19 protein-coding genes are annotated in these 22,298 nt (G+C 49.3%); 11 read left to right on the top strand and 8 right to left on the bottom strand.

What is annotated here, in order from left to right; all coding sequences use genetic code 11:
• Nucleotides 1-81: 81 nt before the first annotated feature.
• Entirely contained in the window at nucleotides 82-2,532 is a 2,451-nt protein-coding gene (gene fadE, locus PY479_RS16080; RefSeq protein ID WP_275484380.1) for an acyl-CoA dehydrogenase FadE, read from the bottom strand.
• Nucleotides 2,533-2,768: 236 nt separating this feature from the next.
• Here fadE and PY479_RS16075 point away from each other — a divergent pair, with 236 nt between their 5' ends.
• Nucleotides 2,769-3,572 (top strand): class II glutamine amidotransferase, encoded by an 804-nt coding sequence (locus tag PY479_RS16075; protein ID WP_275484379.1) that lies wholly within the window; start codon nucleotides 2,769-2,771, stop codon nucleotides 3,570-3,572.
• Here the strand turns inward: PY479_RS16075 and PY479_RS16070 are convergent.
• Nucleotides 3,513-4,247 carry a DUF3108 domain-containing protein gene (locus PY479_RS16070; protein WP_228730300.1) on the bottom strand — a complete coding sequence of 245 codons (735 nt, stop codon included), beginning with the start codon at nucleotides 4,245-4,247 and terminating at the stop codon, nucleotides 3,513-3,515. The genes PY479_RS16075 and PY479_RS16070 overlap by 60 nt on opposite strands.
• Nucleotides 4,248-4,263: 16 nt before the next feature.
• Nucleotides 4,264-4,626, bottom strand: coding sequence for a methylated-DNA--[protein]-cysteine S-methyltransferase (locus tag PY479_RS16065; RefSeq protein ID WP_212593531.1), 363 nt, complete (start codon nucleotides 4,624-4,626; stop codon nucleotides 4,264-4,266).
• Nucleotides 4,627-4,784: 158 nt separating this feature from the next.
• Between PY479_RS16065 and imuA the strand changes: the two genes are divergently transcribed.
• From imuA to PY479_RS16050, 3 genes are read left to right on the top strand one after another with little or no spacing between them, the layout of a single operon-like run.
• Nucleotides 4,785-5,525, top strand: coding sequence for a translesion DNA synthesis-associated protein ImuA (gene imuA, locus PY479_RS16060; protein WP_275484378.1), 741 nt, complete (start codon nucleotides 4,785-4,787; stop codon nucleotides 5,523-5,525).
• The gene (locus PY479_RS16055) at nucleotides 5,518-7,158 is read left to right on the top strand and encodes a hypothetical protein (protein WP_275484377.1); all 1,641 of its coding nucleotides are present in this window, start codon (nucleotides 5,518-5,520) and stop codon (nucleotides 7,156-7,158) included. Before imuA ends, PY479_RS16055 begins: the two co-directional genes overlap by 8 nt.
• A complete protein-coding gene (locus tag PY479_RS16050) occupies nucleotides 7,158-10,262 on the top strand; it encodes an error-prone DNA polymerase (protein ID WP_275484376.1) in 3,105 nt (1,034 codons plus the stop codon). The genes PY479_RS16055 and PY479_RS16050 overlap by 1 nt, the downstream gene beginning before the upstream one ends.
• A gap of 10 nt (nucleotides 10,263-10,272) precedes the next feature.
• Here the strand turns inward: PY479_RS16050 and PY479_RS16045 are convergent, their stop codons facing one another.
• Complete coding sequence (locus tag PY479_RS16045; protein ID WP_212593527.1) at nucleotides 10,273-10,938, bottom strand: hemolysin III family protein; 666 nt, start codon at nucleotides 10,936-10,938, stop codon at nucleotides 10,273-10,275.
• 300 nt (nucleotides 10,939-11,238) lie between these two features.
• Between PY479_RS16045 and PY479_RS16040 the strand changes: the two genes are divergently transcribed.
• Nucleotides 11,239-11,517: a chemotaxis protein gene (locus PY479_RS16040; RefSeq protein ID WP_212593526.1), complete on the top strand. Its 279-nt coding sequence runs from the start codon at nucleotides 11,239-11,241 to the stop codon at nucleotides 11,515-11,517.
• 58 nt (nucleotides 11,518-11,575) lie between these two features.
• Nucleotides 11,576-12,556, top strand: coding sequence for a putative metalloprotease CJM1_0395 family protein (locus PY479_RS16035; protein WP_275484375.1), 981 nt, complete (start codon nucleotides 11,576-11,578; stop codon nucleotides 12,554-12,556).
• A 21-nt stretch (nucleotides 12,557-12,577) separates the two neighbouring features.
• Here PY479_RS16035 and PY479_RS16030 read toward each other — a convergent pair whose 3' ends face one another.
• The 4 genes from PY479_RS16030 to cmoA all read right to left on the bottom strand — a co-directional run bounded on the left by PY479_RS16030 (nucleotide 12,578) and on the right by cmoA (nucleotide 17,163).
• Nucleotides 12,578-13,483 (bottom strand): LysR family transcriptional regulator, encoded by a 906-nt coding sequence (locus PY479_RS16030; protein WP_212593524.1) that lies wholly within the window; start codon nucleotides 13,481-13,483, stop codon nucleotides 12,578-12,580.
• Between the two features lie 133 nt (nucleotides 13,484-13,616).
• A complete protein-coding gene (locus PY479_RS16025) occupies nucleotides 13,617-15,371 on the bottom strand; it encodes a M3 family metallopeptidase (RefSeq protein ID WP_275484374.1) in 1,755 nt (584 codons plus the stop codon).
• A gap of 95 nt (nucleotides 15,372-15,466) precedes the next feature.
• Nucleotides 15,467-16,435: a tRNA 5-methoxyuridine(34)/uridine 5-oxyacetic acid(34) synthase CmoB gene (gene cmoB, locus PY479_RS16020; RefSeq protein WP_275484373.1), complete on the bottom strand. Its 969-nt coding sequence runs from the start codon at nucleotides 16,433-16,435 to the stop codon at nucleotides 15,467-15,469.
• Nucleotides 16,432-17,163, bottom strand: a complete 732-nt coding sequence (gene cmoA / locus PY479_RS16015) for a carboxy-S-adenosyl-L-methionine synthase CmoA (protein ID WP_275484372.1) — start codon at nucleotides 17,161-17,163, stop codon at nucleotides 16,432-16,434. Before cmoA ends, cmoB begins: the two co-directional genes overlap by 4 nt.
• 299 nt (nucleotides 17,164-17,462) lie before the next feature.
• Here cmoA and aspS point away from each other — a divergent pair, with 299 nt between their 5' ends.
• The 5 genes from aspS (at nucleotide 17,463) to ruvB (ending at nucleotide 22,247) form a co-directional block, all read left to right on the top strand.
• The gene (gene aspS / locus PY479_RS16010; RefSeq protein WP_212593520.1) at nucleotides 17,463-19,241 is read left to right on the top strand and encodes an aspartate--tRNA ligase; all 1,779 of its coding nucleotides are present in this window, start codon (nucleotides 17,463-17,465) and stop codon (nucleotides 19,239-19,241) included.
• Nucleotides 19,242-19,333: 92 nt separating this feature from the next.
• Nucleotides 19,334-20,083 (top strand): YebC/PmpR family DNA-binding transcriptional regulator, encoded by a 750-nt coding sequence (locus PY479_RS16005; protein WP_212593519.1) that lies wholly within the window; start codon nucleotides 19,334-19,336, stop codon nucleotides 20,081-20,083.
• Nucleotides 20,084-20,091: 8 nt separating this feature from the next.
• Nucleotides 20,092-20,613: a crossover junction endodeoxyribonuclease RuvC gene (gene ruvC, locus PY479_RS16000; protein ID WP_212593518.1), complete on the top strand. Its 522-nt coding sequence runs from the start codon at nucleotides 20,092-20,094 to the stop codon at nucleotides 20,611-20,613.
• Nucleotides 20,610-21,224 (top strand): Holliday junction branch migration protein RuvA, encoded by a 615-nt coding sequence (ruvA, locus tag PY479_RS15995; RefSeq protein WP_212593517.1) that lies wholly within the window; start codon nucleotides 20,610-20,612, stop codon nucleotides 21,222-21,224. Before ruvC ends, ruvA begins: the two co-directional genes overlap by 4 nt.
• A 15-nt stretch (nucleotides 21,225-21,239) precedes the next feature.
• Entirely contained in the window at nucleotides 21,240-22,247 is a 1,008-nt protein-coding gene (ruvB, locus tag PY479_RS15990) for a Holliday junction branch migration DNA helicase RuvB (RefSeq protein WP_212593516.1), read from the top strand.
• The last annotated feature ends 51 nt before the right edge of the window (nucleotides 22,248-22,298 follow it).

Genomic DNA, 22,298 nt, shown 5'->3' with positions numbered 1-22,298 from the left:
CCAATCAGGTGCACAATAGAAAAGGCCAGCTACGGGAGCTGGCCTAAAAACTGTCAACCTATCTTAGGACGGGACATAATATCAGGCAGCTTCTTCACTGCTTTGTTGCGAATTCACGCTTTGGGCTTTGAGTTCCTCAGGATCAAAATCATCCACATTGATCGATTTGAGTCGGCCAATTTCAGCTTTTTCTAGCTGTTTGACTTCATCATCGGACAGTACTCCTAACGCTTTGCCTTCCTCAGCAATTTTATTCAATTGCATGAAGGGCAGTCGTTTGCCAGTGGCTTGACAGACTTTGTCATAAAGTGGTTCAGCCAACAAAATATCCCGCAACGTTTGTTCCTGAATACCGACAGGATTATTGCTGATTGCTTTCAGGAACTGACCTTTACCCAACCGATCCCGGCTGGCACATGGGGTTTGCATGATGCGGGCAACGCGGTGATCCAGTTTATCGCTAGGCCGTTTTAGCGGACGACCAAACGGGAACAGTAACGCTCGCAGAATACCCCCTAGGCCAGATGGGAAGTTATCCAGTAGGTCATCGAGTGAGCTTTGCAGCTTATACAGTGCATCTTCTACTGCCCACTGGACTAACGGCAAGTCCTCGCCCAAGCGTCCTTCATCCTGATAACGTTTCAGTGTTGCAGAGGCCAGATATAGCTGACTCAGCATGTCACCTAAACGCGCCGAAATGCGCTCTTTACGTTTCAGTCCCCCCCCCAGCGTGGCCATCGCCAGATCTGACAATAATGCCAGATTGGCACTGAAGCGGTTCATCTGCTGGTAGTAACGTTTAGTGTTATCACTAAACGGTGCATTGGAAAGACGAGCGCCGGTGAGTCCCAGCCACAAACTGCGGACAAAGTTACTTAAACTGAAACCGATATGGCCGAACAGTGCCATATCGAACTGGCGCAGACCGCGATTTGGGTTGTCATCAAATGCGGCTTCCATTTCCGCCAGAATATACGGATGACAACGAATAGCGCCCTGACCGTAGATGATCATCGAACGGGTCAGAATATTGGCTCCTTCGACGGTCACGGCGATAGGTGCTGCCTGATAGGCTCGGCCGAGGTAGTTATTCGGGCCAAGGCAGATCCCTTTACCACCGTGGATATCCATCCCGTCGATCAAACACTTCTGCATTCTGTCAGTGAGGTGGTATTTAACGATAGCGGAGATCACTGAAGGCTTTTCACCCAGATCAATTCCTGTCGTCGTCAGGGCAGTCACCGCATCCATGAGGTAGGCGTTACCCCCAATGCGCGCCATCGGCTCTTCGATACCTTCCAGCTTACCAATTGGCAGTTTGAATTGACGACGGATGCGCGCGTAGGCACCTGTTGCCAAGGCCAAGGTTTTGATGCCCCCTGCAGAATTGGAGGGCAGGGTAATTCCACGACCGACAGACAGGCACTCTACCAGCATGCGCCACCCTTGCCCCGCCATTTCTGGCCCGCCAATGATGAAACTCAGTGGCACGAACACATCTTTACCCAGGGTAGGGCCGTTGAGGAACATACAGTTTAATGGGAAGTGCCGTCGTCCGGTTTCTACTCCTGTCAGATCGGTTGGGATCAGGGCACAGGTGATGCCGATGTCTTCTTGTTTACCCATAAGGTGCTCAGGATCTCGCAGTTTAAACGCCAGTCCCAGCACGGTGGCAATTGGTGCCAAGGTGATATAGCGTTTATTCCAGGTGAGTTTCATCCCCAATACTTCTTCACCTTCCCACATGCCCTTGCAGACGACGCCATAATCGGGAATTGAGCCGGCATCTGAACCTGCTTCTGGGCTGGTTAACGCAAAACAGGGGACTTCTTCTCCAGTGGCGAGCCGTGGTAGGTAATAATCCTGCTGCGCTTCAGTACCGTAGTGCTGTAACAGTTCTCCGGGACCAAGAGAGTTAGGAACCCCAACAGTGGATGCCAGTTCGCTGCTCACGCCTGCTAATTTTTGCAGCACGCGAGATTGCGCATAGGCGGAAAACTCCAGACCACCAAATTTTTTCTTGATGATCATCGCGAAAAAGCCTTTGCTCTTGAGGAAGCTCCAGACTTCCTGTGGTAGATCAGCTAATTCGTGTGAGACTCGATGCTGATTCACCATGGCACAGACTTCTTCTACCGGGCCATCCAGGAATGCTTGTTCTTCTGCGCTCAGGCGCGCTTTGGGATAGTTGTGGAGTTTTTTCCAGTTAGGATTGCCAGCAAACAGATCTGCCTCCCACCAGGTGGTACCCGCTTCAATCGCATCTTTTTCAGTATTGGACATCTCCGGCATGATGCCGCGATACAACTTTAATAATGGTCGGGTGATGACGGTTTGCCTGAATGGGCTGATGTTGAGTGGCAGTGCTACGATTAAGAACACTATCCAACTCCATGCACCGGTTACCCCGATGAGATTGCCAACGAGCAGCGTGGCCGCCGCGGCCAGCGTTGCGGTCATCAACGATACTCTCAGGTAAGCAGCAGCACCCAAAATCAACAATAAGACGATGATCCAAAGTAGGGTAATCACTGTGATTCTCCTTTTTATATGCCCCCGTGACGGGATGTATGCCGACAAAACTTGCCGATCTTTATCATAATTTTAGTCTGTGGTCAGACCTGTGTCGCTTTAAAAGTAAACGTGATCGTGATCGAACTCAAGTGATTTTCAAACAAACGTTTGAATATTTTTAAAGGCACAATTTCACTTCTTGCTGTAGATAGATACAATGCTATGAAATTGTGTGATTTTCAGAGATGTTTTCCATGTGTGAACTGCTAGCAATGAGCGCAAATATCCCGACCGATATCGTGTTCAGTTTTACCGGTCTTGCTGAACGTGGTGGCGTGACAGGCCCCCATGTGGATGGTTGGGGCATTACCTTTTATGAAGGCAAGGGTAGCCGTACGTTCAAAGATGCCGCACCCAGCAGTCGTTCCCAGGTGGCGCGGTTAATCAAGTCTTATCCTATTAAAAGCGAAGTGGTAATCAGCCATATCCGTCAAGCCAACCGTGGTAAAGTCTCATTAGAAAACACCCATCCCTTTACCCGCGAACTGTGGGGGCGATATTGGACTTATGCCCACAATGGGCAGCTGACAGGCTATCAGGATAAATTTGTGACGCGACGTTATCAGAGCGTTGGCGAAACTGACAGTGAACAGGCGTTTTGCTGGATACTGGAATCCTTAGTCGCCAAGTTCGGCGAGCAAGAACCCGCAGATATGATGCCCGTATTTGAGTATATTGCCGCGCTGGCTGAACATATTCGGCAATTAGGGGTCTTCAATATGATCCTCAGCGATGGCCGGTATCTGATGAATTTCTGCAGTAACAATCTTTGCTATATTACCCGCCGCGCACCCTTCGGAACGGCTAAATTGATCGATACTGATGTGGTGATTGATTTCCACCAGGAAACGACACCAAACGACGTGGTAACCGTGGTGGCGACCCGGCCACTGACTGACAACGAACAATGGCAAGTGTTGCAGCCGGGCGACTGGAAGTTATTCTGTCTTGGCGAGTTGCGCCTGTCCGGTAGCACCGCTGAACTGCACCTGCTTTAAGGTCAGTTCCATGGTGTTACCTTTCTCTTCATGAACAAAACGCACTGGCAGATAGCCTAAATCCGGTGCCATCCAGACATCGGTGTGGCGTTTTTGGCTTTTGCGTATCAGCTCCAGATGGACCGTCTGATAACTGCCGCTGGGGAGCTTCACGGTTTCCTGCCCCAAGTTACGAAAATGGTAATCTTCAATCTCGTTGTCTTTCACCATTTTGTAGTTAAATTTTTGCTTACCATTCATGAGATCTAAGCGGAACTGTAACTGCAACATCATGGCATCGTACAGAGTATCGGTATAATTCAGTTTGGTTTTTTCGCCTTTATAAACGCTAAACACTTTGCCTTGATCGCGGGCAAATGCGATCTGCTCGTTGAAATCTTTACCTGTCCCGGTCCGTTCATGAATAAAGCGTAATGGCTGTAACTGTCCATCCACATCGGTGAACACACTGGTAATTTTGCGTTTATCGGATAGCACTATCAGGCTCAAGTCACTGTCCATTTCATAGTGATAGGTGTTGCCTTGCGGCGCCGCTAAGGTAAAGCGTGCGCCACCGAGACTAAAACTGCCATATTTCACCTGATACTCCACTACTTGTGGTGTTAACGGACTGGGGGCGGCCAGCACCGTTAGCGGTAATAACCACAACAGGCATAACATACGACGGATTTTCAAATAATCTCTCCTCTCACTAAAACGGTAGGCACAGCACCAATGTTGCCATATCTGGTCGCCACTCAAATTCAGACAATGCAATTCGGCCTTGGTTCACTGTTACACCTTCGCAACGCAACAAGTAGCTTTGCTCGCGAAATGATTCGCTATCTTTAGCAAAAGCAATTTTCCCTTGAGCGTTGATAACCCGATGCCAGGGTAACGCTAGTGTATCCGGCGCCAGTTTCAGTGCTCGGGAAACATAACGTGCCCGTCCCGGTAAACCGGCATAGTCGGCTATCTTGCCATAACTCGCGACTCTGCCTTGCGGGATCATGGCGACCACCTGCCAGATACGTTGTGGTGGTGAGGGGTTCGCTGGATCTGTCGCGTGTGCCATAAAGCGCTCCAGAGCATTTTCCGTAAATTGTAGAAAAACCTACGTCGTTACAAAAGCAACATTTGTATGACGCGTTAGTACACCGCTATTTTACACGGGACTTGCAGCACTTGCTGATTGAATTATACTGTATAGAAATACAGTAATGGTGCAAGGCGATGTCTGTTAATCGTGCAATTGAATCTCTATTGATGCGACAGGACCTCTGGCGTGGACAACCAGAGCAACAAGTCGCATCTGGTTATGACACCGGTTTCCCTGAGCTGGTGGATAGCTTGCCTAAGTGGCCGGCCCATGGCATTTGTGAGTTGTTAACACCGGTTCCCGGGGTGGGCGAATTAGGCTTGTTATTGCCGCTGTTGCGCCAATATCTGTCAGCTGAAACGTATCAGCCGGTGGCATTGGTCGCGCCAAATTTTATACCTAATGCACAGACCCTAGCCTGGCTGCAGTTACCACCAGAATATTTTTTATGGCTGGATGTTACTGAAAGGCGTGAAGCATTATGGGCGATGGAACAGCTCCTGGCGAATGGCAGTTGTCCGCTGGTGCTGGGATGGTTCGCGCATTTATCGCTCAAGGAAGCGCGGCGTTTGCAATTGGCTGCGGAGTCAGGAAACGCCTTGGGATTCTGCCTGTTACCGGTATCTCAGGCCGGAAATAATCATCCTGTGCCGTTGAAGTTAGCATTGGAACCTCTGGCGGGTAATCGTAGCCGATTACAGATCCTCAAACGCCGAGGTGGCTGGCCAGTGCCGGAAATTGTGCTGTCGGGCGTCATGGTACCTGGATGGTATGCATTGGCTGAGGTAACACTATCTTCCCCGTCGAATGTGGTGGCTGGCCCTTGGGAGCATGCGCAAGAGTCGGATCGGCAGGTGAGCAACTATCATGACTGAATGTTGGCTAGGGGTTTATTTCCCACAGCTGCAATTGCAATATCAGGCCTGGAGCCTGCAATCGACGACCGTCGCTCCCGCGACATCAGTCTTTGCTGGATTGCCGCCATTGGCGTTATACGATACTGCAGCCAAACAGTTGCATTCAGTCAGCCCCAACGCCGCCGCTCGGGGGGTTAAATCTGGCATGAGTCAGACGACCGCTCAGGCGTTGTTGCCAGATCTGGTGTTATTGTCGCTACAAGAGGTTGATTGCGAAGCATTACAACATTGGTTATGTCAGTGGAATTACGATTTTAGTGCACGTATCTGGCCGCCGCTGTTGCAGCAAGAGCCGCTTAACTCTGATGCGGGATCAGCGGTGAATTGGCCGACAGAAACGCTGGTGCTGGAGATGGGATCGATGTTGCGCTTATTTGGCAGCCAGTCACGTTTTATGGAAAGTTATCACCAGCGCTGTCAGTGTTACGGTTTACATTATGCGCTGGCACTGGCGCGTTACCCGCTGCATGCGGCGTTGTTAGCAAAAGGTGTGAAAGCATCGACACCAACGGCCCTCGGCATGAACCGGGTATCGACACCGAGACAAACCCGTAACCGGTTATTGGCAGTTCCCTGGCAACTACCATCAGAAAATCAGGTCACGGAGTCCCATGCTGAATATCAGACTCAAGCAGTGCCTGCAACTGTGATAACTACCCAGTTGCCATCACAGTTGCCACTACAAGCATTACCGCTGGACGATAAGACTCAGCAACGACTATTGGCAATGGGGATCAACTGCTGGCAACAACTACAATCATTACCTCGACCAGAACTAGGTAAACGTTTTGGGCAACCATTGCTGACATTACTGCTGCAATTGGAAGGACGTCTCAGTTATTCACGTAAGGCGTATCATCTGCCCCCCATCTTCCGGCTAAAGCGATTATTACTGCATGATGTCAGTTATATCCAAGGGGTGATGTTTCCATTAGCGCCAATGTTTGCGCAATTGGCGACGTATTTGCGGGTACGGCAATTGGCTGTACAGCAACTGCAGCTGACCCTGTTTTTCCGTAGTAATAATATTGCTCCGATGATCTTGCGTATTGATTATCCGCTAGGCGAATTTCGTCAGGCTGGGTTGTTGCAATTATGTCGTCTGCAGTTGGAACGGTTGACGCTGCCACAGCCGGTGATCGAGCTGGAACTGCAAGTCCGGCATTTTATTGCGCAGCAACTGCAGAATGGCGTCTTGAGTAAAACTAGCCACGAGCAGCAACCATTTCCGGAGTTACTCGCACGACTGCAGGCCAGGCTTGGCAAAGAACGCGTGCGTCAATTGTGCTATCAGGCATCGCCATTACCGGAACAGGCAAGCCATAGTCAGCCGATCCAACAGTGGCCTCCGCAACCGGCGAAGTTGCCTGTGCCGGTGATGGCGCTCAGGCCTTTATGGTTGTTGGCTGAACCGCAACCTTTGTCGGTAGATGATGTCGACATACTCAGAGGCCCAGAGCGCATAGTATCTCCTTGGTTTACCGATAATTTCCCTGCGAGAGACTATTTTCTGGCGCGCCATCGGCAAGGTGGTTATTGCTGGGTTTTTCGTAGTCAGGGGCAATTGTTGTTACATGGCTGGATGAGCTGATGTACGCCGAATTGCACGCTATTTCCAATTACAGTTTCCTGCGGAGTGCTTCTCATCCGGAGGAGCTGGTGGCTGAAGCGGCTCGCTTAGGTTATCAAGCGATTGCGATCACGGATGAATGTTCATTGGCCGGTATTGTGAAAGCTCACGAAGCTGCTAAAAAACATCAAATTGCCCTGATCGTTGGCGCGGAGTTTCAATTGCCACAGGGATTACTCGTGGTGCTGGCCCCAGATCGTTTGGGATATGCCAGATTAAGCAGTCTTATCACGCTGGGACGTCGCCGTGCGGCGAAAGGGAGTTATCAGCTGTCATTGGCGGATTTTGCTTCGTTACAACAAACCTGTATTTGCTTATGGCGACCACCGCCATTACCGCTGTCCCCAGAATGGACTGCCATGGGGCAGTTTCAGGCGTTAACCCAGTTACAGCAACTATTGCAGCAGATAACAGAGGCATTAGGTGTATTGCCATATTTGTTGATGGAACGTCAGCTCATCGCAGGAGAAGCTTGGCAACTTAATCTGCAGCAACAATTGGCAGACGTGGCCGGATTAACCTGTGTGGCGGCTGGTAACGTTCGTATGCATGCACCGCAGCGGCAACGATTATTAGATGTGTTGACCTGTATTCGCCATAACACCGATATTCCTCATGCCGGCGCTCTGCTTAGCCTTAATGCTGAAACAGCAATGAAGCCAATATCCGCAATCAAGAAGCGCTTTCCACAATCATGGTTGGATAACGCTCTACGAATTGCAGAGAATTGCCATTTCTCTCTGGATGAACTCAGATATGAATATCCGGCGGAGTTGGTTCCCGCCGGATTGACCGCAACACAATATCTGGCGCAGGAAGTGGAAAAGGGGGCTAAACGCCGTTATCACGATAATGTGCCAGCGTCAGTATCCCAGCAGTACCGCCGTGAATTACAGATTATCGGCGAACTGCAGTATGAATATTTCTTTCTGACGATTTATGACTTAGTCAACTTTGCTAAAGCACAACAAATTCTGCATCAGGGACGAGGTTCTGCCGCTAACTCAGTCGTGTGTTTTTGTCTCGGGATCACTGAAGTCGATCCGACCAAAATCAACATGTTGTTTGAGCGGTTTATCTCCAAGGAGCGCCACGAGCCACCAGACATTGATGTGGATTTTGAGCACGAGAGGCGTGAGGAAGTCATTCAGTATATCTATCAGAAATATGGCAGAGCGCGTGCAGCATTGGCTGCCAGTGTTATCAGTTACCGATTTCGTAGTGCGATGCGAGATGTGGGTAAGGCATTAGCCTTGGACGAACAGCGCATTGAAGCCTTGATGGCGGCGGTGGATCGTCGTGATCCGCAAGAAGACTGGCAACAACAATTACAGCGACAGGCATTCATTCCTCAGCAGGGACTAGGCTGCTGGCTCTTGCCATTAGTGCAAGGGCTTATGGGGTTCCCTCGCCATCTGTCGCAGCATGTCGGTGGCTTTATTATTTCTGCGGGCCCTTTGGCAGAACTGGTTCCGATAGAAAATGCCGCTATGCCAGACAGAACGGTGATCCAGTGGGATAAAGACGATCTGGAAAGTCTGGGATTGTTGAAAGTAGACGTGCTGGCACTGGGTATGCTGACGGCTATTCGCAAGTGTTTTGAGTTACTCAGTCGCCACCTGCAACCATTTTCTATGGCGCAAATCTGTTGGGAGGACCCAGCGGTTTACCGGATGTTACAGCGCGGGGACAGTATGGGCGTTTTTCAGGTTGAATCTCGCGCCCAAACCAGCATGTTACCGCGGCTGAAGCCGGCTTGTTACTACGATTTGGTGGTGCAGATTGCCATTGTTCGCCCCGGACCGATTCAGGGCGATATGGTGCATCCTTACTTACGACGCCGAGATGGACTGGAAGCAGTTGTTTACCCTTCAGACGCGGTGCGTAGCGTACTCGAACGCACGCTCGGTGTACCGATTTTTCAGGAACAGGTGATCCATCTGGCGATGGTTGCCGCAGGATTCAGTGGGGGGGAAGCTGATCAGTTACGGCGGGCAATGGCCAGTTGGAAACGCACCGGTGAATTGGAACAGTTTGAACAGAAGTTACTTGATGGCATGGCCGCGCGCGGTTACAGCGAAAGTTTTGCGAGACAGATTTTCAGTCAGATCCGGGGTTTTGGTGAATATGGTTTCCCAGAATCGCATTCTGCCAGTTTTGCACTATTGGCATATGTGTCGGCCTATCTGAAACATTACCATCCTGCTGCGTTTTGTTGTGCATTACTCAACAGTCAGCCGATGGGATTCTACAGCCCGTCACAGCTGGTGCAGGATCTGCGGCGTCATGGTGTCAGTGTCTTACCGGTCGCCATTAATCATAGTGATTGGGACTGTACGCTGGAAACAACCGCCGAAGGCGCTTTTGCTTTGCGACTAGGAATGCGTCTGGTTAAAGGATTAAGTTTCAGCGCGGCAACCAAGCTACTACAAACACGAGCTTCAGGTTTTCAGCAGTTGTCACAGCTTGCGTCATTACAGCTCAATCGAGACGATCTGGAGGCATTAGCCAGTGCCGATGCGTTCGCGGAACTCAGTGGAGATCGACATCAGGCGCGTTGGCAATTGGCAGCCGCACAGCAGCAACAGCTACCATTGCTTACGCTGGCAGATACGGTAGAAATGGATGTCACTTTGCCACGAGTAACCGAAGTGGATGCTATGCTGGCAGATTATGCCCATATTGGGTTGTCTTTGGGGCGTCACCCTATGGCTTTGTTGCGCCAGCAGGGCGGTTTGCCACATTGTTATACCGCTGAGTCCTTATGGCAGTGCCGTCATGGACAGTTGGTAACGGTCGCGGGACTGGTGGTTGGTCGACAACGACCGGGAACCGCTAGTGGTGTCACTTTCGTCACCCTGGAAGATGAGACCGGGCATATTAATGTGATTATCTGGAGTGGAACGGCCAAGGCGCAGCGACAACCCTACCTGTCGGCACGTATTCTCAAGGTCAGCGGAATTGTTGAATTCTCATCTGGTGTTCTGCATCTGATTGCCGGAAAGTTACAGAATTTGTCTGCGGTGATGGAACAACTGCTCGTGAAATCACGAGATTTTCACTGACACGCACGGTTCAAGATGGAATGACGCTCAGATAAATGCACAGAAAGTGGCACACTGCGCCACCCAGTACAAACAGGTGCCAGATAGCATGGTTAAAGGGGATCGCTTTAATGGCATAGAAGGGTACCCCGAGACTGTAACTTAGCCCCCCGGAGAGTAGTAGCCAGAAGCCCGTGCTGGAGAGATGTGTAATCAGTTGTGGCAGAATTGCCATGCAAAGCCACCCCATGACCAGATACAACGTCAGACTCAATGCTTTGAATCTATGCACAAAGAAACTTTTAAACAGCACACCGCCTGCGGCCAGAGACCAAATGGCTATCAGCACCCACTCAGTACCCGTGCCATTCATGGAGATCAGCATCATGGGGGTGTAAGTGCCAGCAATCAGCAGATAAATAGCGCAATGATCGAGAACTTTCAGCCGGCGCTTCCAATGTAGCTGCGGAATACTGTGATATAGCGTTGAACAAAGAAATAACAGTATAAAACTGGCCCCGTATATGCTTACACCTGTTAACTGAATGCTATTAAGGGAATACCAGCCTTTACTCAGCATCAGTGTTAGCGCGACAATTCCGAGAATAATTCCCAAACCATGGCTAATACTATTTGCTAGCTCTTCATTAACGGAATAACTACTAGTAATGGATTCTTCTGCGGTTTTTACTGTCATGGCTATAGTAGGTGTTCGTTGGCGCCTTAAGTTTTGAGTGTATCAATAGCACTGGTTAAATACTATATTTAAGTGAACATGTGTTAGCTTAAATTTTAAATATGAGTCTTTGTCAGTTATCGTTAATTTCAAAATTATCTCTATCTTTTTAAGGTTAAGTTCGAACATTGTTGGACCAAAGATTATTTTGCAAAGATTTACCCAGTCGGCTGTCAGTGCTCACTGTACTTCAAATCTGATTTGTACAATAATCAAGCGTTAATTAATGCCAATCAAATCCTTATTGTTGGAGGTTGAGTAATGCAAATACAGCCAGCATTCGCCGCAGGCATACAGGGGCTGCAATCTGCGCAGTCTGGATTAACTCAGGCAACAGTTGATGTCGCTCAGGCTGTCACTCAACCTGCAACTACCTCATCTACAGATACCAGCTCGGCTGTTGCCGCCACCCCGAAAAGCCGTGATACAACTGATGCCTTGGTTTCAGCAATGGCCTCTCAACGTCAGGGAGAAGCCTCTGTTGATGTGTTGCAGCGAGAAAATGATGCACTGGGCAGCATCATAGATATTGAGGTGTAGTATGTTCCCGGCGCTTCTCTCATCGAATGCGCCAACAAGGACTAACGTTAATAGCGCGATGCTTGTATCTAAAACGTTAGTCGGGCAAGCCTCGTCCGCTAGTCAGACTCCGTCTAACCGTGTATCCGCGTTTCCATCATCTCTGGTAACTGAGACTGCAAAACTCTCTGCTAATGATATTGTTGTGGATAGCGGGCGTTCATCGTTGGTGAGTTTGTCCTATGGCGTCCTAGGTGCTGCAGCACTGTATGACAGTAGCGGCAATCAAACGGCGGCAGAAGATGCTGCCGATACTTCAGTAAACGATCAGGATCAAACCGCTGAATCCGCCAATTCCAGCGCGACAGCTCAAGCTTCCGTGAGTGCGGATAACGCTAAACAACAGCAAGCGCAGCAACAACTCGAATCCTTGCAACAACGCGATCAAGAAGTCCGCACTCATGAACAGGCTCATGCCGCTGTCGGTGGCGTTTATGCAGGCTCGCCTCAGTTTGACTATGAACATGGGGCCGATGGCAAACGTTATGCGGTGGATGGTGAAGTCCAAATTGATGTCTCAATTGTGCCGGGTGATCCCATCGCCACCATGACCAAAATGCGACAGGTTTATGCTGCGGCTATGGCACCACAACAGCCTTCACTGGCAGACATACAAGTGGCAGCGGAGGCTATGCGAAAATATAACACCGCGAGAGAACAGGCCGCGGCATTAAGAGATATGGAAAGTAATAAACCGATAACGTCTGATATCTCTGCCAATACCGCGGCTAAAGATCAAGCTGCTGCAAGCAACTCGGCGGACAGTAGTAATGCGGATACGCAGACATCGAACACAAATAACTACCCCATAAGCATTGTCCGCGTCATGGGGCAAGTGCATCATCAAATGGTACCAAATCCGGGAACGGGTGGGTTATCTCCACCACGCAATGATCATGATCTGGATGATATCAGCTTGCCTAACGCCACACTGGAAGAACAGATACAAGGGCAGCTATTGCATGATCATGACAGCGACAATCTCATGTCATTGTTGTAGTGGATTTTGGTCAGAACCGGGTTAACTTGTGGCTAAAGGTTTTTCACCATGAAGCGCCAGGATCAATGATTCCAGTAACTTAGACGCTGGGCCTTGTTTATCGCGCTGCGGTACCACCAGCGTCAGCACAATTCTGCGAGAGTTCGAACCTTTAATCTTTAACCGAACCAGTTCGCCAGCTGCTAATTCTTTTTCCACCAAATGTGCAGGAACCCAACAGAAGCCAATACCCTTACTGAGGATCACCTTAGCCTCATGAAAATTGCTAACGGTCCAGCGTTGCTCAGCTTTAAGCCAACCCGTTTCTTGCTGCGGGTTCACGCCTGTATCTTTAATCACAATCTGCAAGTGCTGCGCAAGAATATGATCATCTTCCAGTTCAGGTGTCAGCGCCAGTGGATGGGAAGGATGACAAACCAAATAGAAATCAAGGTCACAAAGCGGCTGTGCAATGTAACCTTTCGGTGGTGTACCGCAAATGGCTAAATCCACTTGATTATTCTGGATCAGTTCATTGGTACCATTGATGACGGTATCAACAACGGTCACTCGAGTTCCTCGACTTTCGGGCAGAAATGCGGCTAACGCATCAGTCAACTTATCCATTGGATACACCAATTCTCGGGCGATGGCGAGCGTAGGTTCCCACCCCTGTTCGAGGTTATTGGCCAATTGTTCCAACTCACTGACTGCTTGGGTCACATGACGCGACCGGCGCAGCAACACTTCACCTTGTTCAGTGAGATACGCTTTGCGTCCACGCACTTCGAGCAATTGAATACCTAATTGAGACTGCAGTTTAGCAACAGCATGATTGAGTGATGATTGACTCTTATTCAGCTTATCTGCTGCCTGCGCGTAACCACCATAATCAACAACTGCTTGCAGAATACGCCATTGTTCTAGCGTGGATTTAGGTCTGTGCATAATCGTAAAAATTAACTGAATTGACCCCCATCATGCTAATTTCTTTCGAAATATTCAAACAAAATTCACTAGAGGAGGCACAGATAATGATCTGGGTGACAAATTATGTGTTTTCGTTAGTGAAAGCGGTTGGTTATGGCGTGAATTTGTCTAAAGGGCACCATTGGGGCAGATGATCGGGGTGAAATTGTCCTTGCTGGATCTGGGCAATTAATCGAGTAACGGCGTCAGGCCCCCAGATATCAAACAAGGTTTGGCGAATATCTGCGCCATTTTCATTCACGATCAACACTTCAAATAACTTCTCTGGGGCACAGTTGGCAGTCGTTTGATAGATTGCATCTGCTACAAACTGTTGCCAAAGTGACTCGTAAATTAAGGGGCCGGTGTCTGCAATATCCGCAAATGAGTAGGCGTAATCATGCACCTCTGGCCATTGTCCCGCAAATAAGTGACTAAACAGGGAAGTTGACGGTTGTTTGTTCGGGGTCTGATAAAATTCAAGGGCGACATAAGCATGGAAAAGCGCCATGTGCTGGCGGTAACTTTCCGCCAGTTGTTCACGACTGTCCGGTGAGGGTCGTAATTGTTGCGGAAAGCCCTGACTCAAATAATCTTCTAGCCATAATTCACCAATGCGACCAGCATCCTGCGGTAACGTAAAACCGTTATCGAGGTAAAAACGGCCTCCAGCGGCTAACTGTGTCAGTGCCTCGCTTAAGGCGGATACTGCGGTTTGGTAATCACGTAAAGTTTTTAGCTCGGCTTTTAATTCAAGCTGGCTTTGTCCTGCTTGCTGCCCGATGACACTGCGACGGATCAAAATATGGCGATTCTTGGGGGCTGCCGCGATTAACAACTCTCCAAGCAACCGCCCGCGATACCACAAACGCATCCAACGTTTATCAATATTTTCATGGGTAATGCCAATATTGGCCAGTCGCTGTGATACGGTTTGCATGAAATCATCAGCTGAAATTTTATTAATTTTCGTTATTTTTAAATCAGTTAATTCCTTCCCAATATTCCATGGGGCGATATCTAATCGCTGCGAAAAAGCATTCAGAAAATTTGATAGGTTATCAGCCGAACCCATGAGTTGTTCTGCAAGCAAATAGTCGACGTAGGAGTTATAGCCGGCATTTTGTGCTTGCTGTAGCCGCAGTTGTTGCACAGTGGTTAGCATTGTCTGATTACTACTTTTAGCGCGCGCCTGGTATTTGCGCCAAACTAGCTTTCGACAATCTTCATCTGATTGTTGGAGCATATAAGTCGCAATATTGCGCACTAAAGGTTCAGGCGCTGCAGCATCTTTAGCTTCTGTAGTGTCGTCGCGATGATCAGACAGCGATTTTTTTTGAACCGTCGGTGTCGTAACAGCCAAGGCGCAGCTGCCCCAATCCAGCTGAAAGTTATTACTCTTCAGATGCTGGCGGATACTGGCTTGTGCCGTACTGAGTTTGGCTTTTTCCGACAAAGGTAACTGATGCGCTAAAAGATACTGAAACTTTGCCGCCAGACGGTGGTGCGACAGTTCGTTACTGCGTTGTAAATCGTCAAGAATAGGGCGCAATTGAGGACTGATCAGAACGCGATTTACCGCATCTGCCACGGCAAGTTGACACTGCAGCAAGGCTTCCTGTGCGGCTTCTGGTAGTACAAAACTACGGTAATAATTTACCTGATCATTAATGTTTTGCAGACCGATCGTTTGTCGTTCTAAGGTGATGATAGAGCTGAAATCAGGATGGAAATCGGTACTGTAATTGAGACACTGATTGACCAGCAACGGTACGGCGGCGGCCGCTGTCGCACGCGCTGGTAACGTCAGTAAAACTAATGTGCATCCGCATATTAGTTTCAACAACAGCATCAAAATTTTTTGCATGAGCAAATAATATATCCTTTTGGCATCCGATGTTCGGCAATGTCATCCCATGACGGTGAACGCTAAGTTGAATGCGTCCATGCAAAACGATGCCATTATTTTACGGCGATAATGGTAGCCCTCTTAGGTGCAGGATAGCCTTCAACCGTATAATCGACATTGTTCGGATCGAGGTAATCAACAAGTGACTCGTTCCGCATCCAAGGCGTTGAGCGTTGTTCCGCCAGTGATGTCACATCAAGGTTAACACAGCGGATATCTTTAAAATCACATCGTCTTAGCCACCGTTCTAAGGCAGCAACAGACGGGATGAACCATACATTATTCATTTTGCCGTAGCGATCTTCTGGAACCAATACCGCTTGCTCATCACCATCGATGACCAGCGTTTCCAGTACCAGTTCCCCGCCATCACGCAACTGGTCATGGAGTTGCAGCAGGTGATCAATCGGTGACTTACGGTGATACAACACGCCCATGGAAAACACCGTGTCAAACGCCTCTGATGCCGGCATCTCTTCGATACCTAATGGCAGCAGGTGCACGGGATATTCACTACCGGCGAGCTTTTTGACGGCTTCAAACTGACAGAGAAACAAAGGCGAGGGATCAATCCCCACAACCATTCTGGCACCGGCACCAAACATTCGCCACATGTGATAACCACTACCGCAACCCACATCCAACACGGTGCGAGATTGCAACGGGCTGATATGGGGAGCTATCCGCTCCCACTTCCAGTCAGAACGCCATTCAGTATCAATATGAATGCCATGAATATCGAACGGACCTTTTCGCCAGGGATGCAGTAGTTGCAGCAGATTCTCTAATTTTTCACGTTGTCCTGCTGATAGCTGGGCACCACTGCCAATGCTGACACTATCTTTAAGATCCAGCTGATCCGGCGTTGGATAATTGAGTTTTGCCAAGACTTTTCCCCACTTGGGAAGTGAGCCATTGTTGTTTTCTCGCTGCCAGTTACCGATCTTGGCCGGTAAACTCTCTAACAGAATACTAAGTTGGGAATCGGCGATATCCCGATAAAATCCGCTGAAACTGATCACTTGACTGCCACCATTGAGGCAAAATTAAAGCATTGAAACCAGACGTTAGCATGGGTAAAACCGGCATTGGTAAATCGAGCATAGTGTTGTTCGAGCGTGTCGGTTTTCATAACATTTTCCAGTGCACTGCGTTTTTGACTGATTTCCAGTTCGCTATAACCATTGGCGCGTTTGAAATCCAGATGTTGCGCATCCAGCAACTGCTGAATTGTGTCATCGGAGAAACGCAGTTTCTCGGAAAGAATCAATGCTCCACCAGGCAATAGCCCTTGATAGATATGGCTTAATAGCGCATCACGTTCTTCCGGTGGTAAAAATTGCAAGGTGAAATTGAGCACTACCAACGAAGCATTCTCAATCTGGCATTCACGAATGTCAGCACACTTTAGCTCTACATCTGTATGGCTGACATAAGCTGCCAGATTTTCACGGCAGCGATCGATCATCGCTTCGGAACTATCCACGGCGATGATACGGCAATGTCGCCCCTCAATATGCCGCCGAATACTTAACGTCGCCGCGCCGAGCGAACAACCCAGATCATAAATGTTGCTATTGGGCTGAACTAACCTTTTTGCATAGTCACCGATAGTGGCAACTATCTGTCCGTAACCGGGGACAGAGCGTTTGATCATGTCACTAAAGACGCCGGCAACCCGGTCATCAAAAGCAAAGTCGGCAACCTGAGTATGTGCGGTCGCGTAAATAGTGTCCTGAGAACTGTTCATGGATATGTCTGATAGGGGAAAACCTGCGCATTTTACCGAAAGCTAACGCTTCGCATCAAGCTTCGCTAACACTAGACCTTGCCATAGCCACCGAACGTTGATGAGATAGGGGCGGTTGTCGGATTTTTGTACGTTTACATGTAGGACAGGAGGCAAGCTATAGCCAAACTAGATAAAGTGTTTGATACTTCACCGTCTGAAACAGAAGGGCTTTGGTAAACGGCAGTTTTTTCATATAATGCCGCCCTTATTTTTGTAATTCATTCCGGCGCCATCCGGCAGCAACAAAGGATAACAAGATGCGCAGCCATTATTGTGGGGACGTTAATAAGTCTCACGTTGGACAAGAAGTCACCCTGGCAGGGTGGGTTAATCGTAGCCGTGACCTCGGTGGCGTAATATTTTTGGATCTACGTGACCGTGAAGGTTTGATCCAAGTGGTTTACGACCCGGATATGCCAGAGGTGTTCAAAGTTGCCAGCAGTCTGCGTGCTGAGTTTTGTGTGCAGGTAAAAGGGATCGTCCGAGCACGCCCTGACAGCCAGGTAAACAGTCAAATGCGCACTGGCGAAATCGAAGTGCTGGGAACAGAACTGACGATTATAAACGCTGCTGATCCGCTACCGCTGAGTATGGATAACTACCAGAATAACAGTGAAGAACAGCGTCTGAAGTATCGTTACCTGGATTTGCGTCGTCCAGAGATGACGCAACGGTTAATCTTCCGCGCACAAGTGACTAGTGCTGTTCGTCGGTTTTTAGACACTCACGGTTTCTTGGATATTGAAACGCCCATTCTGACAAAAGCAACTCCAGAAGGTGCGCGTGACTATTTGGTGCCGAGTCGCACCTATAAAGGTGAATTCTTTGCCTTGCCTCAATCACCACAGCTGTTCAAACAGTTGCTGATGATGTCAGGTTTTGACCGCTACTATCAGATCGTTAAGTGCTTCCGTGACGAAGACCTGCGTGCTGACCGCCAGCCTGAGTTTACGCAGATTGATATTGAAACCTCGTTTCTGACATCCGATCAGGTACGTGAAATCACAGAAGAGATGGTGCGTGGTCTGTTCCTGGAACTGCTGAATGTTGATCTCGGTAAATTCCCAGTAATGACCTGGCAGGAAGCCATGCGCCGTTTTGGTTCTGATAAGCCAGATCTGCGTAACCCGCTGGAATTGGTCGATATTGCAGACCTTGTTAAAGATGTAGAATTTGCCGTATTTAAAGGCCCGGCAAATGATCCAGAAGGTCGCGTAGTCACCATTCGGGTACCGGGCGGTGCTGCCATGTCACGTAAACAGATTGATGACTATGGTAAATATATCAGTGTGTTTGGTGCAAAAGGTCTGGCATGGATGAAGGTCAATGATCTGGCTGCTGGAATGGATGGCATCCAATCACCAATTCTCAAGTTCCTCAATGAAGACGTAGTAAAAGCACTGCTGGCGCGCACTGAAGCTCAGAGCGGCGACATTCTGCTGTTTGGTGCGGATAATGCTACCGTTGTGGCAGAGGCGATGGGTGCGCTACGTTTGAAACTGGGTCAGGATTTCAATCTGCTGCAAGGTGAGTGGCGTCCGTTGTGGGTGATCGACTTCCCGATGTTCGAGAAGGCCGATGGCGGCTGGCATGCCGTGCACCATCCTTTCACCGCTCCAAGTTCGGTGACAGCCGAAGAACTGGCCGCCAACCCTGGCGCCGCAGTCTCCGATGCATACGATATGGTGCTCAATGGCGTGGAATTAGGTGGCGGTTCTGTACGTATTCATAAGCAGAAAATGCAGGCTACTGTATTTAATATTCTGGGAATTGAAGAACAGGAAGCGCAGGAAAAATTCGGCTTCTTGCTGGAAGCTCTGCGCTATGGTACTCCGCCACATGCAGGTCTGGCGTTTGGCCTTGACCGCATGGTGATGTTGATGACCGGTGCCAGTTCCATCCGTGATGTGATGGCGTTCCCGAAAACCACTACGGCGGCTTGTCCACTGACAAATGCTCCAAGTCCTGCTAACCCTCAACAGTTGGCGGAACTTGGTATCAATGTAGTGGCAAAAAACAGCGATAAAGCTGAATAATTATAGTGTTTAACCCGCAATCAAACCGGGGCCCGTGGCCTCGGTCTGTTTATATCAGGCCAGTGTTTGCCTGATAGCATGAGGAGTGATTTATGGCAGGTCATAGTAAATGGGCCAACATCAAACACCGCAAAGGTCGTCAAGACGCTAAGCGCGGTAAGCTTTTCACCAAATTTATCCGGGAACTGACTGTCAGTGCCCGTGAAGGTGGCCCTGATCCCGATTCTAACCCTCGATTGCGTGCAGCGATAGACAAAGCCCTGTCCAACAACATGACTCGCGATACCGTGGATCGTGCGATCAAACGTGGTGCCGGTGAACTGGATGGCGAAAATCTGGAAACCATCGTGTATGAAGGTTATGGCCCAGGTGGCACTGCAGTAATGGTGGAATGTATGACCGACAACCGCAATCGTTCGGTGACCGGCGTCCGTAATGCCTTTAACAAATCCGGTGGTAATTTAGGTACTGATGGTTCAGTTGCTTACCTGTTCACCAAACAGGGCGTTATCTCCTATGATGAAGGTACCGACGAAGATGCCATAATGGAAGCCGCACTGGAAGCGGGTGCCGACGATGTTGTGGTCAATGACGACAGTTCCGTTGATGTTTACACCACACCAAGTGCGTTTGGTGCAGTGAAAGATGCACTGGATGCGGCGGGTTTTGAGTCAGTTAACGCTGAAGTGACTATGGTGCCTTCTACGAAAGCAGAATTAGACGAAGAAACTGCCCCTAAATTCCTACGTCTTATCGATATGCTGGAAGACCATGATGACGTACAAGAGGTTTACCATAATGGTGAAATCTCAGACGAAATCATGGAAAAACTGGACGTATAAGGCGGCTTATGTCGATTATCCTGGGTGTTGACCCTGGCTCTCGGATCACCGGTTACGGTGTTATCCAGTGTCAGGGACGACACCAGCTTTACTTAGGCAGTGGCTGCATTCGCACATCCTCAGAAGATCTTCCCTCTCGGCTGAAACAGATTTTCGACGGCATTTCTGAAATTATTCGTCAGTATCAACCCGAACAGCTCGCAATTGAGCGAGTGTTTATGGCAAAAAATGCTGACTCTGCACTTAAACTTGGTCAAGCGCGTGGTGCGGCAATTGTTGCAGCTACCGTGGCAGGATTACCGGTGTCAGAGTACTCCGCCACGCAAATTAAAAGCGCCATTGTCGGTACTGGCCGCGCTCAGAAGACCCAGGTACAGCATATGATCCAGCACCTGTTGCAACTACCCGCAAAACCGCAGGCGGATGCTGCAGATGCACTCAGCGTGGCACTGTGTCATTATCATACCTGTCAGAGCCTGGTCTCTCTTGGCGGCAAGGCAAGTATCAGAACTTACGGAAGATATAAATGATAGGGCGTTTACACGGTATTCTGCTGGAAAAACAGGCTCCGGATGTGCTGTTGGATGTGCAGGGGGTTGGCTATGAATTGCAGATGCCGCTCACCAGCTTTTACGAACTACCAGAATTGAACCAGGCGGCAACCATTTACACCCATTTCGTGGTGCGGGAAGATGCGCAACTTTTGTATGGTTTCATCACCAAACAGGAGCGGTCGCTGTTCCGGTTGCTGATCAAAGCTAACGGTGTTGGTCCGAAACTGGCGTTAACCATTTTGTCAGGCATGACCGCCCAAGAGTTTGTCAATTGTGTCGAGCGTGATGATATTGCCACGTTGGTGAAACTTCCCGGTGTGGGTAAAAAAACCGCCGAGCGTTTATTGGTAGAAATGCGCGATAAACTCAAGAGCCTGCTGGAAACTGCCAGCGGTAACGAACGTGAGTTTGTGCTCAAATCCAATTATGCGCCGCCCATTATCAACAGTGCCGAAGAAGATGCTATGGCGGCTTTGCTGGCGCTGGGTTACAAACCGGCACAAGCCAGTAAAGCGGTATCATCAGCTTTTGAAGAGGGGATGGATTCTGAAACCCTTATTAAAGCTGCGCTTAAATCGATGTTATAAGCATGAGGCCTGGTTATGATTGAGGCAGACAGACTGATTCAGCCCCACAGCAACAATCCGCAGGAAGAGTTGATCGACCGCGCCATGCGGCCAAAACTGCTGGATGAATACACCGGGCAGAATGAAGCCAGAACTCAACTGAAAGTATTTATTCAGGCAGCCAAAAACCGTAACGAAGCCTTAGATCACATGTTGATCTATGGCCCGCCAGGATTGGGGAAAACCACCTTGGCGATGATTGTTGCTAATGAAATGGGCGTTAACATCAAGTCCACTTCCGGTCCGGTGTTGGAAAAAGCGGGTGACTTAGCGGCACTGCTGACTAATCTCGAAGCTGGCGATGTGCTGTTTATCGATGAAATCCATCGGTTAAGCCCTGTGGTTGAAGAAATTCTTTATCCCGCAATGGAAGATTATCAGTTAGACATCATGATTGGTGAAGGCCCGGCTGCGCGTTCTATCAAACTGGATATTCCTCCGTTTACATTGATCGGCGCGACCACCCGTGCCGGAGCGTTGACTTCGCCATTGCGTGCACGTTTCGGGATCCCGCTGCGGTTAGAGTTTTACAATGTGGACGATCTCAGCACTATTGTGACTCGGTCCGCTTCGATGCTGGGACTGCCGTTAGAACAGGATGGCGCCAGAGAAATTGCTTGTCGTTCCCGCGGCACTCCGCGTATTGCCAATCGGTTGTTGCGGCGAGTGCGAGATTTTGCCGAAGTTAAACATGATGGCCGTATTACCCAGACGGTGGCGCAACAGGCGCTGGACATGCTGGATGTGGACGGCGAAGGCTTTGACTACATGGACCGCAAGCTGTTACTGGCGATTATCGATAAGTTTATGGGCGGCCCGGTAGGATTGGATAACGTGGCAGCGGCAATTGGTGAAGAGCGCGAAACTATTGAAGACGTATTGGAGCCATTCTTAATTCAGCAAGGATTTATTCAGCGGACACCGCGAGGCCGTATCGCTACTGATCGTGCATATCGCCATTTCGGCATAATGAAACCGGAGTAGGGTATCAGACATCAAAAAGCCGCTCACTTGAGCGGCTTTTTGATAAGGCAA

This window comes from Shewanella sp. A32 (assembly GCF_029167175.1).
Lineage (GTDB): Bacteria > Pseudomonadota > Gammaproteobacteria > Enterobacterales > Shewanellaceae > Shewanella > Shewanella yunxiaonensis.
Note: the sequence above shows the minus strand (reverse complement) of the source record. Positions and strands in the feature narration are given on the sequence as shown.